We start from the raw sequence: 14,795 nt of genomic DNA on the forward strand, positions 1-14,795 counted from the left end.
AGGTGATGCTATCGCAGGCACGCCAGCTCCCACAGTTGATTGAGGTGGCCCGACTAACCGCGCCGATCCAGCAGGTTCACCACCAACCGATCAATCCAGCCCCACACCCGCTGCTTCACCCGCCGCCACAATGGCCGCGCCTTCCATGCCTCCAGGCTCACCGCCTGGCTTTGGGCAAAGTCCGCTTCGAAACTGCCCACCACCGCTGCCGTCAACTGCGGGTCCAGCGCTTCCAGGTTGGCTTCCAGGTTGAAGCGCAGATTCCAGTGGTCGAAATTGCACGAGCCAACGCTCACCCAATCATCCACCAGCACCATCTTCAGGTGCAGGAAACACGGCTGGTATTCGAAGATCTGCACGCCTGAACGCAGCAGGCGCGGATAATAACGGTGCCCGGCGTAACGCACCGACGGGTGATCGGTGCGCGGGCCGGTGAGCAGCAAACGTACGTCCACACCGCGCCCTGCCGCCCGGCGCAAGGCACGGCGCACGCTCCAGGTTGGCAGGAAGTACGGGGTCGCCAGCCAGATACGCCCCTTGCTGCTGTTCAAAGCACGAATCAACGATTGCAGGATGTCACGGTGCTGACGCGCATCGGCATACGCCACGCGGCCCAGCCCCGGCCCGGTGGCGGGCACCTTGGGCAAGCGAGGCAAACCAAAGTGGGTAGCCGGTTTCCACTCACGGCGCGCGGCGTTAGCGTGCCATTGCCGGTCGAACAGGGCCTGCCAGTCCAGCACCAGCGGGCCGCTGATCTGCACCATCACTTCATGCCAGTCGGCGGTGTCTTGCCCCGGCGTCCAGAACTCGTCGGTGACACCGGTGCCGCCGACCACCGCAATGCGCTGGTCGATCAGCAGTAGCTTTCGATGGTCGCGGTACAGGTTGCGCATCCAGCGCCGCCAATTCAGGCGGTTGTAAAAGCGCAGCGCCACGCCGGCATCGGTCAAGCGCTTGCGCAGCCCCAGGGTAAACGCCAGGCTGCCGTAATCGTCAAACAGGCAACGCACCTGCACGCCGCGTTCGGCGGCCAGTACCAGCGCCTGCACCATGGCCTCGGCGCAGGCCCCGGCTTCGACCAGGTACAACTCAAGGTCAACCTGCTGCTCGGCCCGGGCGATGCCCACCAGCATCTGCGGGAAGAAATTCGGCCCGTCGATCAGCAATTCGAACTGATTGGCGCTGCGCCACGGGAACACCGCGCCGCTCATGTCAGCGCGCCGTGAAGATCAGCACCGCACCCACCGGCACCGACAAACTGATCGATTTGAGCCCTGCCGCCTTACGCAAGGTAGCCACACCGGGCGCCAGGTCGAAATCCTCGGCATGCAGCACCACGGGCTCCAGGGTTACCACCTGGAAACGCCGCTCATCCAGGCGCGTGGCCAGCAGTTCGGCGCTGTAGGTCTGGGTCTTGCCGTGCAGCGTGACGCTCAAGGGCAGGCGCAATTCCAACTGCGCGCCGGACGCCAGGTCATTGATGGGCTGCAGATTGATCTGTGCGCTGATCTGCGCTTCGGGGAAGGTCTTGATCTCGAACAGCTCTTTACGCATGCGCTCGTCGCGCAGCGGAATACCGCTGTTGATTGAGTCCAGCTCCACTTCCAGCCGAGCCGCGCCTTTGGCGTCGACTTTGCCGTGCAGCACCAGGAAACGCTGGACTTCGGCAATCTCGGTGTTTTTGGTGGTGACGAAAGACAGGCGCGAGGATTCGTTATCCAGGTACCAATCGGCGTGGGCGGGCACAGCAGCAAAGGCCAGCAGCGCGAAGACCAGAGGTTTGACATTGAACATAAAGACTCATGGGGCAAAAAACCTGGGCGAACCTTAAGCGCAATCTCACAACCGGCGCAAATTCAATGTGGGAGCTGGCTTGCTGTGGCGAGGGAGCTTGCTCCCGTTCGACAGCGCAGCTGGAGCCGGCTTTTTGGGGGCGCTACGCACCCCAGCGGGCGCAAGCTCCCTCGCCACAAAGCCAGCTCCCACAGGGTTTTTGCTGTGTTTTCAAACCAGCGTTCGCTGCACTTCGCACACCGCCTGTTCAAGGCTGCCCATATGCAAATTCAACACCCGCTCCACCGGCGCCTGATGCATCGGCCAATGCAGCGCCATGCTCCCCACCAATCGGCCGTTGGCGCGCACCGGCAAGGCCACCGCCCGGATCAGGAACGGCAAACGCACCGGGTATTCCCAATAGCCCTCGGTACGCTGTCCGAAGCCCTGGTGCTGGGTTTGCTCGCATGCGCGATAGTGCTCGTCTGCCGCCACATGATTGCGGCCTGCCAGGCGCTGTACTTCGTCAGCCGGCAATTGCGTCAGACAAGCCTTGCCCATCGCCGAGTGGAACAGGCTGGCGTACTGGCCGACGATCTGGCAGTTGTTCGGGTACAGCTTGCGCAACACGCTGGGGATCGCGCTTTCCATGACCTCCAGGCGCTCGCCATCGAAGCACGACAAGTCCACCACCAGCCCAGTGCGCTCGCTGAGCTCCAGCAACCAAGGGGCGGCGCTCTCCACCACCTGGCGCTTGAAGCGTTGCTGGGTATCGCCAAACAAGCGCCGGGCACGCAGGCGGTAACGCCGATCGCTCAGGCCGCGGTAGACCCACCCCTGTTCCTGCAAGGTCAGCAACATGCGCGACACCGTGGCCTTGGGCAGCTGCGTGAGGTAGTGCAGTTCTTCCAGCCCCAGGGCCTGGTGCTCGCCCAGCAACTCGACGATTGCCAGAGCGCGCTCAACCGAGCGTACGGTGCCTGTCTCCATATTCGATCTCCCTGTTGCCGGTGGATGATCTTTTTTCACAGCAAGATACAGGCCCGGTCAGCGCTCAACGGGTCGTTGCAAGGCACGCCGGTGGCCGGCGTTGTACCCATTGGGTCAGTTGTTCATGGGCATAGGCCAATTGCAGCACGGCCCTGTCGGCCTGGGCCGGGCCAATGATTTGCAGGCCCATGGGCAAGCCCTGGGGGTTGAAGCCCGCCGGGATGCTCATGCTCGGCAAACCGGCGAGGGTCGGGCCGATCACCACTTCCATCCAGCGGTGATAAGTGTCCATTTCACGCCCGCCGACGAGGCGCGGCCAAGGCTGTTGTGCATCGAAAGGGAACACCTGGGCGGTGGGCAACAGCAGGAAATCGTAACGTTCGAACAGCTTGCCCAAAGCGCGGTACCACTCACTGCGGTCCACCGACGCCTGGTAAACCTGCTGGGCACTCAAGCCCTGGCCGCCCTCCACTTCCCATTGCGCTTCGGGCTTGAGCAACGCGCGTTTTTGCGGGTTGGCGTAGGCCGCGCCGAGGTTGCCGTGCACCAGCCAATGGCGGTGTACCAACCAGCAGCGCCACAGGCGCGCCATGGAAAAGTCCGGTTGGCAGCTGTGCACTTCACAGCCCAACCTGGCGAAATCATCCAGCGCCGCTTCGCACAGGCTCATCACGCCATCATCCATCGGCAGATAACCGTTGTAGTCCCCCAGCCAACCGAGGCGTGCGCCGTTGAAGTCGCGTCGCAACGGCTGGCCCAGCACAGCGGGATCGTCCCTGGATGACAACGGCGTGCGGGGGTCGTAACCGGCCTGGATGCTCAGCAACCGCGCCACATCCGTCACGCTGCGCCCCATCGGGCCTTCGGTGCCCAGTTGCTGCACGAACAGTTCCGGCATCGGCCCGTGAGGCACCCGCCCCTGGGAGGGGCGCAAGCCGAACACGTTGTTGAACGCCGCCGGGTTGCGCAACGAGCCCATCATGTCGCTGCCGTCGGCCACCGGCAGCATGCGTAGCGCCAGGGCCACCGCCGCCCCGCCACTGCTACCTCCGGCCGCCAGGCGCGGGTCATAGGCATTGCCGGTGGTGCCGAACAGCGTGTTGTAGGTGTGAGAGCCCAGGCCGAACTCCGGCACGTTGGTCTTGCCGATGATGATCGCGCCACTGGCCCGCACCCGCGCCACGCTGATGGCGTCTTCGTTCGGTACATGCTCGGCGAACAGCGGTGAGCCCAGGGTAGTGCGCAAACCCTGGGTGGCCGCCAGGTCCTTCATGGCCTGGGGCATGCCATGCATCCAGCCACGGGAATGGCCCCGGTCCAACTCACGATCACAGGCTCTCGCCTCGGCCAGCACGGCCTCGCTTTCGCGCAACGACACCAGCGCATTCACGCCAGGGTTAAAGCGCTGGATCTGCGCCAGGTACGCCTGCATCACCTCTTCGCACGACACCTGCCGCCCATGAATGGCCCGCGACAGCTCAGTGGCATCCCAATCAACAATACTCAAGGCTTCACCTCTCTGGAAAACGGCAGCGGCTTGCTCGCCCGGGGCGCCTCGCGCATGCAGTAAGTGCCCAGCAGCGTCAGCACACACGCAAACAATACATAGAACGACGGCGCCACCGGCGTGCCCAGCACCTTGCTCAGCCAGGTCACGATCAACGGCGCGAAACCACCGAACACCATTACGGCCACGTTATAGGCCACCGACACGCCGGTCGAGCGCACCTCGATAGGGAACTGCTCGGCCAATGCCGTCGGCGCTGGCCCGAAGAACCCGCCAATCGCCGTGCACAACATCACCTGCATCACCAGCAGGCGCTCGATGGACGGCGCGGCGGCCACCCACACATACAACGGGTAGACCATCACGAAGAACGCCAGGGTGAAGGCCATCAACACCGGTCGCCGTCCCAATCGATCCGAGAGCAGGCCGGACAAGGGGATCACCACGGTCATCAGCGCCACCGCAAACATCTGCACCATCAGCACCTGGTCCAGCGGCAGGCCGAGGTTCTTGTGGGCGAAGGTCGGCATGTTCACCAGCACCACGTAGAACGACACCGTCGCCCCGCAGGCCAAGCCCATGGACACCAGGATGCTGCGCCGATGGTCACGCAGCACTTGCATGAGGCTCGGCGCCGGGCCGGTGGCGTTTTTACGCGCCTGGATGAACTCTTCCGGGTCTTCCATGTGCCGACGAATCCACAACCCCACCGGGCCGATCAACAAGCCCAGCACAAACGGCAGGCGCCAGCCCCACAGGTCGAGGGTTTCGGGCGAAAAGAAATGCGTGACCAACGCCACCATCGCCGCCCCGCCGAACACCGCCAGGCATTGCCCTACCAATTGCCAGGAGCCATACAAGCCCTTGCGATGGGCAGGTGCGCTCTCCACCAGAAATGCCGTGGCGCTGGCATATTCACCGCCGGTGGCAAACCCCTGAAGCATCCGCGCCACCACAATCAGCAACGGCGCACCCATGCCAATGGCGGCGTAGCTCGGCGCGAAGGCGATCAGCGCAATGGACACGGTCATTAGCCGGATAATCAACTGCATCGCGGCTTTGCGGCCTTTGCGGTCGGCATAGATGCCCAACAGGATGCCGCCCACCGGACGCATGAAAAAGCCCACGCCAAAGGTGGCCAGGGCCATCAGCAGCGACGCGTATTCGTCTTCGGAGGGGAAGAACTGCCGGGCGATGATGCTGGCGAGAAAGCCGTAGACGATAAAGTCATACCATTCCAGCGCGTTGCCGATCACCGCCGCCACCACTTGGCGGGTGCGGGAAACGCCGAGTTTTGCAGTCTGCATGAGGAACACTCCATTCAACCGATACAGGGAAAGGGTCCAGCGGCAGAAAAAGGCGTTGCTGTAGGAGCGAGCTTGCTCGCGAAAAACGCGCAGGCAACACGGGCTACCTCAAAGCGCTGCGTCAGCGTTGACGATTTTCGCGAGCAAGCTCGCTCCTACAAGGGGTCGGGTTATCCGGCTGGCTTGAGCCAGCTCTCGGCTAGCGCACCCCAGTAGGCTGCGCCGGTCAGCAGGATGTCGTCGTTGAAGTCATAGGCGGGGTTGTGCACCATCGGTCGCGACACACCGTTGCCGATAAACAGGTAACTGCCGGGGCAGCGTTGCAGCATCCAGGCGAAGTCTTCGCTGCCCATCAGCGTGCGGGTGTTGCCATCCACAGCGTCGGCACCGAGCAAGGCCACACCGACCTGGCGGGCGAATTCGGTTTCTTCGGCGTGGTTGACCAGCACCGGGTAGGCCGGCCGGTGTTCGATCTGCACGGTGCAGCCGAAGCTGGCGGCCTGGGTCTGGATGATCGCGTTGACCCGTTCCAGCATCTGTTCGCGTACCTTGGGGTTAAGTGCGCGCAAGCTCAGGCGCAACAGGGCTTGCTGGGGAATCACATTGGCGGCTTGCCCTGCTTGAAGGGCGCCGACCGTGACCACGGCAGCTTCCTGGGTGTCGATATTGCGCGCCACCACCGTTTGCAAGGCCATGACCATGCTCGCCGCCGCCACCAGCGGGTCCACGGTCAAATGCGGCATCGAGCCATGGCCACCTACGCCTTCGAGCGTCACGGTGAGCAGGTCCTGGGAGGCCATCATCGGCCCCACTCTCAAGCCCAGATGCCCAGCCGGCAAGCCTGGCATATTGTGCATGCCGAACAACCCGTCGCAGGGGAAGCGCTCCAGCAACCCATCTGCAAGCATCGCCTCGGCGCCGCCCTGGCCTTCTTCGGCGGGTTGGAAAATCAGGTTCAAAGTACCGTCGAATTGCTGCGTCGCCGCCAAGTAACGCGCGGCACCGAGCAACATGGTGGTGTGGCCGTCATGGCCGCAGGCGTGCATGCAGCCGGCATGTTGGCTGGTGTAGGCCGCGCCGGTGTTTTCGATGATGGGCAAGGCGTCCATGTCGGCGCGAATCCCCAACGTGCGCGAGCTGTTGCCATTGCGCAACACACCGACCACACCGGTCCTGCCGATGCCGGTGTGCACCTCGTAACCCCACTCCTTGAGTGACTGTGCGACCAGCGCTGAGGTGCGGTTCTCTTCAAAGCCGAGTTCGGGGTGGGCGTGGATATCGTGACGCACAGCGTGCAAGTCGCTGGCAACGTCGCTGAGCCAATCCAGGATGTGCTGGTGCGGGCGCATGGTGATTCTCCTCACAGGCGGGTGGTCCCGTTCTTGTTGGCGACACATCGACAGCTAAGCGCGATGTACGCGTGAGGACAATCAAAGGTGGTTCCACCCTGTGGAACCTCAGGGCCGGTTCTTTTTCCGAGAACCCACGCAGATAATCTAAATGTGGGAGCTGGCTTGCCTGCGATGGCGGCGGCACAGGCACCAGTGATGTTGGCTGACCTGGCGCTATCGCAGGCAAGCCAGCTCCCACAGGGGAATTTGGGTGTGTCAGGGGTTGAGGCGGCAGCCTTGACGGTCGCCCAACCACCGCGCTGTATGGGTACGCCCCAACCCACTCGCCGTGACTTCACTGCGTTCCGGCGAGTCAGTGAACGCACTGGTTGGCACGTACTGCTTCACATACCCCAGGCAATACTGCGCCGGGTTGTTGGCCACGTACCGGCACGAGCAGTACTCCTTGGCGGTGTACGCCGCGATGATGTCGGGGAAGGCTTGCAGGTTGACGCGCTCGTGCCAAACCCAGCCGAACAATGCGAAAAGCAACACCAGTAAAACGCTGATGAACGGATGACGACGGATCATGAGCGCACCGCCGCCAGCACGCGTTTGAGCAGTTCGTTATGCCGGTAACTGCCATCCCGATCATCGCCGTAACGCACGATCACCAGGTGTTCGTCGGGCAGCACAAACAGCGCCTGGCCCCAGTGCCCCAGCGCGGCGAAGGTAGTGGCCGGTGCGTCGGGCCAGGGTTGGGGGGCGCCGGTATTGAGCCACCAATGGCCGCCCGGCACGGCTTCATCCTGGCCGGCTTTGTAGCGGTCGAAGGGCCGGCGGTTGAAGGCGACCCAGTCCTTGGGCAGCAGTTGCCGCACGCCCCAGCGCCCATCCCGCGCCATCAGTAAACCTACTCGTGCCAGATCCCGGGCCGTGAGGTAGGCATAGGACGACGCGACAAACGTTTCATCGGCATCGGTTTCCCAGGTTGCGTCGCGAATGCCCAGGGGCTGGAACAGCGCGTCCCACGGGTAGGAGATGTAGGCCTTGTGGCCAAGCATGCCCTTGAGCGCAGCGGACAGGATAGTGCTGTCGCCACTGGAATAACGGAAAGCCTGGCCAGGGGCGGCGACCGCCTCGGTATCCGCTGCGAATTGCGCCATGTCGGTGTGGCCACGGGTGTAGAGCATCGCCACCACCGAGGATTTCAACGGGGCGTACTCGTAGTCTTCCTGCCAGTCCAACCCGGAGGCCCAGTGCAGCAGGTCGGCCATGCTCACTTTGGGGTGCTGCTTCATCGGTGGGTAGAAACGTGCGGCGGGGTCGTTGAGTTTGAAGCGGCCTTGCCCATAGGCCACGCCCAGCACGGTAGCCATCAGGCTTTTGCTGACAGACCAGGTCAGGTGCGGCGTGCTGGCAGTGGTGGGCGCGGCGTAGCGTTCATAAATGATTTCGCCGTCACGAATGACCAGCAACGCGTCGGTGCGAATACCGTTGCGGGTGGCATCGTCGCGGGGTGGGAAAGCGTAGGCGTCCAGGGCATCGACAGCGGGGCCGGCGAGAGATGTACCCACGGCCCACTCCTTATCAGGCCAGATTTCAGCGCGGGCATTCACGGTGACAAACAGCAGGGCAACGCACAACAGGCCTCGGACCATGGACGCAAACTCAAGGGGGCATTCAAGCCCGCGAGCCTAGCTCACGCCAGTGACAGATTTGCGACAAGGGGGCTGTCATCCAACCGTCACCGTAACTTCATGGAGCTGACACCGAGGCTACATAGCCTGACTTTGGACAACAAAGTCGACTGGCCGCAACCTGGCCGGCACCCGGAGACTCGCTATGACTCAGATCGCCCGCATCAGCGACAAAGGCAATGAACGCCGTCTGCAAGCCGAACGCCTGGTAGGCGCACAGGCATTGCAGGAAGCCCAGGCCCTGCGGTTCAACGTGTTCAGCGGCGAGTTCAACGCCAAGCTGAAAGGCGCGGAATTGGGTCTGGACATGGATGACTATGATGTTCACTGCAGCCATATCGGCGTGCGGGATTTGAACAGCGGTCGACTCGTCGCGACTACCCGTCTGCTCGACCACCAGGCCGCCAGCACCCTGGGCCGGTTCTACAGTGAAGAAGAATTCAGCCTGCATGGCCTGCTGCACTTGCAGGGCCCGATCCTGGAGATTGGCCGCACCTGCGTCGACCCGGCCTATCGCAATGGCGGCACCATCGCGGTGTTGTGGGGCGAGTTGGCCGAAGTGCTCAACCAGGGCGGCTACAGCTACCTGATGGGCTGCGCGAGCATCCCGATGCACGATGGCGGCATCCAGGCCCACGCGATCATGCAGCGCTTGCGCGAGCGCTACCTGTGCAACGAACACCTGCGCGCCGAACCGAAAAAACCACTGCCGGCCCTGGACCTGCCGTCCAACGTCATCGCCGAAATGCCGCCGCTGCTCAAGGCCTACATGCGCCTGGGCGCGAAGATCTGCGGCGAGCCGTGCTGGGATGAAGACTTCCAGGTAGCAGACGTGTTTATCCTGCTCAAGCGCGACGAGTTGTGCCCGCGTTACGCGCGCCACTTCAAGGCGGCCATGTGATGAACCGCCTGCGCATTTACGGGCGCATCGCCCGCGTGCTGTTGGTGGTGGGGCTGGGGTTGAGCATGGCCAGTGTGTTTGGCCTGTTCGAGCGCCTGGGCGTGGCTAACTCGATGGTGCGGCGCCAGCGTTGGTCGCGCTTCTTTATGGCGCGACTGACCAACGCCCTGCCCTTTCGCGTGACGGTGCATGGCGAGTTGCCGCAAACGCCGATGCTGTGGGTGAGCAATCATGTGTCGTGGACGGATATTCCGTTGCTGGGCATGGTGGCGCCGATGTCGTTTTTGTCCAAGGCCGAGGTGCGCACCTGGCCGGTGGCCGGCTGGCTGGCGGCCAAGGCTGGCAGCCTGTTTATTCGTCGCGGATCAGGTGACAGCCAACTGATCCGCAAGCAAATGACCCGTCATCTGGAGCAACAGCACCCCTTGCTGATGTTCCCCGAAGGCACCACCACCGATGGGCGCGGCCTGCGCACGTTCCACGGGCGCTTGCTGGCCAGCGCGATCGATGCGGATGTATCACTGCAGCCGGTAGCGATTCGGTATCTGCGCGACGGCCAAGTCGACCCGCTGGCACCCTTTATTGGCGATGATGATTTGCTCTCGCACCTGATGCGCTTGTTTTCCAATGACCGCGGCGATGTGGAGATTCATGTGCTCAAGCCGATTGCCTGCGCCGGGCAGGAACGTGCGGCGTTGGCGTATCAGGCGCAGCAGGCGGTGCAGAAGGCATTGTTCGGCCCGGTGCCGGAAACCGAGCAAGTGGCCGCTCGGCCTGCATTCGCAGCCTGAAGCAATGTGAACTCAATCCAAATGTGGGAGCTGGCTTGCCTGCGATGGCGGTGGGTCAGCCATAACATCAACCGGTAGGCCGCTATCGCCGACAGGCCAGCTCCCACATTCAGATCTCAATAGTCAGTTGAGATTGCGCAAATTTCTGCAACTCTGGGTAGAACAGTCGAAAGTCCTCACTCAACGGCTCATACAAAACCCGCAACTCCTGCATCGCATACCCCAGTTCCTCAGGCTGTGTCAGCCGCCGCGAAATCCCGCGCAGCACCTGCTCAATCACCGCAAACTCGCGGTACGAGCCCAACCAATCATCCGCGGCCATATACGGCGCAATCTGCGCCAGCCGCCCCGGTAGTGCGGGTTCGGCGGCCAGTGCCCGATATACCCGAGAGGTGAATAGCTCCAGAGGCTGGTCGGCATACAGCGCCCAATCCCGCGCCAGGCAATGGTCGAAAAACACATCGAGGACGATCCCAGCATAGCGCCTGCGGGTCAGACTGAAGCGCGACAACGCCTCGCCCACCAGCGGATGGCTATCGGTAAAGCGGTCGATGGAGCGATGCAACTGGATCGCCGCTTCGATTTGCGGGCTGAACTGGCCCTGCAGGCGGCCTTTGACGAAGTCGCCATAGAGGCTACCCAGCAATTGCGCAGGAAGTTGGCCGCCCAGGTGCAGATGTGCGAGATAATTCATGCCGCGCAGTCTACCACTGCCACCCGCATATCGTTATAACCCGATATACCGATTCGACCTGATCTCAGATCAAAATCATATTGGTATATCGGAATATTACGATTTAAGGTTCGCCTCATCGCGATATAACGCTTTACGACACCGAGCACCCTGCCATGTCCATCGACCTCGACGAAATAATAAAAGCCCTGGCGCACCCAGTACGACGAGACATCCTCACCTGGCTCAAAGACCCGAAAGTGCAGTTCCCCGAGCAATTGCACAACCACGAATACGGCATCTGCGCCGGGCAGATCGACCAACGCTGCGGCTTGTCCCAGTCGACCGTGTCGGCGCACCTGGCCACCTTGCAACGGGCGGGTTTGATCAGCAGCCAGAAAGCCGGGCAGTGGCACTTTTTCAAGCGCAACGAGGAAGTGATCCAAGCCTTTCTCGCTGCGCTCATTACCGAACTCAGCGCACCGTAATCATCAAGGACACGTCCATGCCCCTCTCGCTACTCATACTGGCCCTGAGCGCCTTCGCCATCGGCACCACCGAGTTCGTCATCATGGGCTTGCTGCCCGATGTGGCGGCGGACCTGGGTGTGTCGATTCCCGGCGCCGGCTGGCTGGTCACCGGCTACGCCCTGGGCGTGGCCATCGGCGCGCCGTTCATGGCACTGGCCACCGCCAGGCTGCCACGCAAGGCGGCGCTGGTAGCGCTGATGGGTATTTTCATTATCGGCAATCTGCTCTGTGCCCTGGCAAGCGACTACAACGTGCTGATGTTTGCCCGTGTGGTCACAGCGTTGTGCCACGGTGCCTTCTTCGGCATTGGCTCGGTGGTGGCCGCCAACCTGGTGCCGGCCAACAAACGTGCGTCAGCCGTCGCGTTGATGTTCACCGGGTTGACCCTGGCCAACGTGCTGGGCGTGCCCCTGGGTACGGCGCTGGGCCAGGAAGCCGGCTGGCGCTCGACCTTCTGGGCCGTGACCGTGATTGGCGTGATCGCCTTGATCGGCCTGATTCGCTTCTTGCCCGCCAAGCGTGACGAAGAAAAACTCGACATGCGCGCTGAACTGGCCGCCCTCAAGGGTGCCGGTATCTGGTTGTCGCTGAGCATGACCGCGCTGTTCGCCGCGTCCATGTTCACCCTCTTTACCTACGTCGCACCGCTGCTCGGCGATGTCACCGGCGTGTCGCCCAAGGGCGTGACCTGGACCCTGCTGCTGATCGGCCTGGGCCTCACCGTGGGCAACATCATCGGCGGCAAGCTGGCGGACAAACGCCTGACGGCCACCCTGGTCGGCGTGTTCATCAGCATGGCGGTGGTGTCCACGGTGCTGAGCTGGACCAGCATTGCGGTGATACCGACTGAAATCACCCTGTTCCTGTGGGCCACTGCCTCGTTCGCCGCCGTGCCGGCGCTGCAAATCAACGTGGTGACCTTCGGCAAGGCCGCGCCGAACCTGGTGTCCACCTTGAACATCGGCGCCTTCAACATTGGCAACGCCCTTGGCGCCTGGGTCGGCGGCAGCGTGATTGCCCACGGCTTCGGCCTGACCAGCGTGCCCCTGGCCGCTGCAGCACTGGCGATTCTCGCGCTGCTGGTGACCCTTATCACTTTCCGTCAGGGCGGCAACGCCGACCTGGCCCCCGCGACCAACTGATCAACTTGAAAGAGAAGGTGTTTTTTCCATGACGACTATTTTCGATCCGATCACACTGGGCGACGTGCAACTGTCGAACCGCATCATCATGGCGCCGCTGACCCGCTGCCGCGCAGACGCCGGGCGCGTGCCCAACGCGCTGATGGCCGAGTACTACGTGCAACGCGCGTCCGCGGGGCTGATCCTCAGCGAAGCCACTTCCGTGACGCCCATGGGCGTGGGCTACCCGGACACCCCCGGCATCTGGTCCAACGATCAGGTGCGCGGCTGGGCCAACATCACCAAGGCAGTGCATGGCGCGGGCGGCAAGATCTTCCTGCAGTTGTGGCACGTTGGCCGCATCTCCCACGAGTCCTACCTGAACGGGGAAACCCCGGTGGCTCCGAGTGCGGTCCAGGCTAAAGGCCACGTCAGCCTGGTTCGCCCATTGGCCGACTACCCAACCCCGCGCGCCCTGGAAACCGCTGAAATCGCCGACATCGTCGACGCTTATCGCACCGGCGCCGAGAACGCCAAGGCCGCCGGTTTCGACGGCGTGGAAATCCACGGCGCCAACGGCTACCTGCTTGACCAGTTCCTGCAGAGCAGCACCAACCAGCGCACCGACCAGTACGGTGGTTCCCTGGAAAACCGTGCGCGCCTGTTGCTGGAAGTCACCGACGCCGCCATCGAAGTCTGGGGCGCCGGCCGCGTGGGCGTGCACCTGGCACCGCGTGCTGACGCGCATGACATGGGCGACGACAACCTCGCCGAGACCTTCACCTACGTCGCCAGCGAACTGGGCAAGCGCGGCATCGCCTTCATCTGCTCCCGCGAAAAAGAAGGTGCGGATAGCCTCGGCCCACAGCTGAAAAAAGCCTTCGGCGGCGTATACATCGCCAACGAACGTTTCACCAAAGACAGCGCCAACGCCTGGCTGGCGGCGGGCAAGGCGGATGCAGTGGCCTTTGGTATTCCTTTTATCGCCAACCCGGACCTGCCGGCGCGACTGAAGGCCGATGCGCCGTTGAACGAGCCGCACCCTGAAACTTTCTATGGCAAAGGCCCGGTGGGTTACATCGACTACCCGACGCTGCCGATCTAACCTAACCCGCAAACCCAATGCTGTAGGAGCGAGCTTGCTCGCGAGAAACTAAGAGGCGCCGCGTTCACTCAGGAAGCACGCGTTATCGTTGAAGTTTTTCGCGAGCAAGCTCGCTCCTACAGTGTCAGGAGCAAGTCCCCTCCCACATTTGTGCCTGTCTGTAGCCCCCCTGGAAACATCGCTTCACAGAACGGCAACAATATCGCTACAAAATACTTAGCCGGCTACCTATCAACCGCCCGCCAGGCCGTATATAAAGTCACCCCACAAATCAGCCAGAAGGACGATTGACCGTCCTTAGGCTTTACTGTTGACACAACGGGTTGCAATTACGCATTTTGTTTCAATTGCGCAGGCTGGGGCTCAGGCGCAGCATGTCCAGCCCTATATCAGCCCAGCGCTCGGCGTCCTGGTGCAGTTCAAAGCTATCGGGGACCAGCAGCCACTGGCCGATCAAACCGTGGATGAAGGCATGTATGCAGACAGCCCCACGGGTGGTGTCGAGATTTTCAGGCAGTTGCCCGCGATGAACCGCGTTACGCAACGTCAGGCTGATACGCAGGTTGCATTCCAGGCTGTGGGTCTGGCGTTGGCGGCGCATGTCACACATTTCATCGGTGAACTCGCACTTATGAAACAGAATCTCGTTGATGCGCCGGGTTTTCGGGTCCAGGGCCACTTCATGGTAGAGATGAATCAGCAGCTTGCGCATACAGCCCAGCGGGTCGACTTCATCCTCGCTTTCACTCGCCCGGGCCAATTCGTCCAGGGGTTCGTGCAGCGTATCGAGCAAGGCCTGGAGCAAATCGGACTTATTGCTGAAATGCCAATAGATAGCCCCACGCGTCACGCCCGCCAACGCGGCGATGTCCGCCAGGGTGGTACGCGCTACGCCACGCTCATAAAAGGCTTGCTCGGCGGCTTGGAGAATCTGGCTGCGCGTTTCCTGAGCTTCCTCTTTGGTGCGACGAACCATGGCAGTAAAACCTCAATCGGGACACTGTGGACGGTACTTGACCGTCATCTGAATAATTGTGGGACGACGCCGTCATGGGCGCCGAACGTA

15 protein-coding genes are annotated in these 14,795 nt (G+C 62.4%); 5 read left to right on the forward strand and 10 right to left on the reverse strand.

What is annotated here, in order from left to right; genetic code table 11:
- Positions 1–53 precede the first annotated feature (53 nt).
- The 8 genes from FXO12_RS10850 to FXO12_RS10885 form a co-directional block, all read right to left on the reverse strand.
- Positions 54–1,211 (reverse strand): phosphatidylserine/phosphatidylglycerophosphate/cardiolipin synthase family protein, encoded by a 1,158-nt coding sequence (locus FXO12_RS10850; protein WP_057975649.1) that lies wholly within the window; start codon positions 1,209–1,211, stop codon positions 54–56.
- A gap of 1 nt (position 1,212) precedes the next feature.
- Positions 1,213–1,794, reverse strand: coding sequence for a YceI family protein (locus FXO12_RS10855; RefSeq protein ID WP_054898725.1), 582 nt, complete (start codon positions 1,792–1,794; stop codon positions 1,213–1,215).
- A 210-nt stretch (positions 1,795–2,004) separates the two neighbouring features.
- A complete protein-coding gene (locus FXO12_RS10860; protein ID WP_057975648.1) occupies positions 2,005–2,763 on the reverse strand; it encodes a helix-turn-helix domain-containing protein in 759 nt (252 codons plus the stop codon).
- A 64-nt stretch (positions 2,764–2,827) separates the two neighbouring features.
- Positions 2,828–4,270 (reverse strand): amidase, encoded by a 1,443-nt coding sequence (locus tag FXO12_RS10865; RefSeq protein ID WP_057975647.1) that lies wholly within the window; start codon positions 4,268–4,270, stop codon positions 2,828–2,830.
- A complete protein-coding gene (locus tag FXO12_RS10870) occupies positions 4,267–5,577 on the reverse strand; it encodes a citrate-proton symporter (RefSeq protein WP_034125986.1) in 1,311 nt (436 codons plus the stop codon). The genes FXO12_RS10865 and FXO12_RS10870 overlap by 4 nt, the downstream gene beginning before the upstream one ends.
- 170 nt (positions 5,578–5,747) lie before the next feature.
- Entirely contained in the window at positions 5,748–6,926 is a 1,179-nt protein-coding gene (locus FXO12_RS10875) for a M20 aminoacylase family protein (protein WP_057975646.1), read from the reverse strand.
- 258 nt (positions 6,927–7,184) lie between these two features.
- Entirely contained in the window at positions 7,185–7,499 is a 315-nt protein-coding gene (locus FXO12_RS10880; protein ID WP_057975645.1) for a hypothetical protein, read from the reverse strand.
- On the reverse strand, positions 7,496–8,569 hold the full coding sequence (locus tag FXO12_RS10885; protein ID WP_060772889.1) for a serine hydrolase: 1,074 nt from the start codon (positions 8,567–8,569) through the stop codon (positions 7,496–7,498). The genes FXO12_RS10880 and FXO12_RS10885 overlap by 4 nt, the downstream gene beginning before the upstream one ends.
- A 184-nt stretch (positions 8,570–8,753) precedes the next feature.
- Here FXO12_RS10885 and olsB point away from each other — a divergent pair, with 184 nt between their 5' ends.
- Both olsB and FXO12_RS10895 read left to right on the forward strand, forming a co-directional pair.
- Positions 8,754–9,509 (forward strand): L-ornithine N(alpha)-acyltransferase, encoded by a 756-nt coding sequence (gene olsB / locus FXO12_RS10890; RefSeq protein ID WP_003189352.1) that lies wholly within the window; start codon positions 8,754–8,756, stop codon positions 9,507–9,509.
- A complete protein-coding gene (locus FXO12_RS10895; protein ID WP_032893104.1) occupies positions 9,509–10,300 on the forward strand; it encodes a lysophospholipid acyltransferase family protein in 792 nt (263 codons plus the stop codon). The genes olsB and FXO12_RS10895 overlap by 1 nt, the downstream gene beginning before the upstream one ends.
- A 109-nt stretch (positions 10,301–10,409) precedes the next feature.
- Here FXO12_RS10895 and FXO12_RS10900 read toward each other — a convergent pair whose 3' ends face one another.
- Positions 10,410–10,994, reverse strand: coding sequence for an ACP phosphodiesterase (locus FXO12_RS10900; RefSeq protein WP_057975643.1), 585 nt, complete (start codon positions 10,992–10,994; stop codon positions 10,410–10,412).
- A gap of 155 nt (positions 10,995–11,149) precedes the next feature.
- Here FXO12_RS10900 and FXO12_RS10905 point away from each other — a divergent pair, with 155 nt between their 5' ends.
- From FXO12_RS10905 to FXO12_RS10915, 3 genes are read left to right on the forward strand one after another with little or no spacing between them, the layout of a single operon-like run.
- Positions 11,150–11,461, forward strand: a complete 312-nt coding sequence (locus FXO12_RS10905; RefSeq protein ID WP_054899009.1) for a helix-turn-helix transcriptional regulator — start codon at positions 11,150–11,152, stop codon at positions 11,459–11,461.
- Between the two features lie 17 nt (positions 11,462–11,478).
- Positions 11,479–12,645, forward strand: coding sequence for an MFS transporter (locus FXO12_RS10910; protein ID WP_057975642.1), 1,167 nt, complete (start codon positions 11,479–11,481; stop codon positions 12,643–12,645).
- Between the two features lie 28 nt (positions 12,646–12,673).
- Positions 12,674–13,729, forward strand: a complete 1,056-nt coding sequence (locus tag FXO12_RS10915) for an alkene reductase (protein WP_054921969.1) — start codon at positions 12,674–12,676, stop codon at positions 13,727–13,729.
- A 343-nt stretch (positions 13,730–14,072) separates the two neighbouring features.
- Here FXO12_RS10915 and FXO12_RS10920 read toward each other — a convergent pair whose 3' ends face one another.
- A complete protein-coding gene (locus FXO12_RS10920; protein ID WP_034125975.1) occupies positions 14,073–14,705 on the reverse strand; it encodes a TetR family transcriptional regulator in 633 nt (210 codons plus the stop codon).
- Between the last annotated feature and the right edge of the window lie 90 nt (positions 14,706–14,795).

The organism is Pseudomonas sp. J380 (genome assembly GCF_009827115.1).
Taxonomy (GTDB): Bacteria; Pseudomonadota; Gammaproteobacteria; order Pseudomonadales; family Pseudomonadaceae; genus Aquipseudomonas; species Aquipseudomonas paracarnis.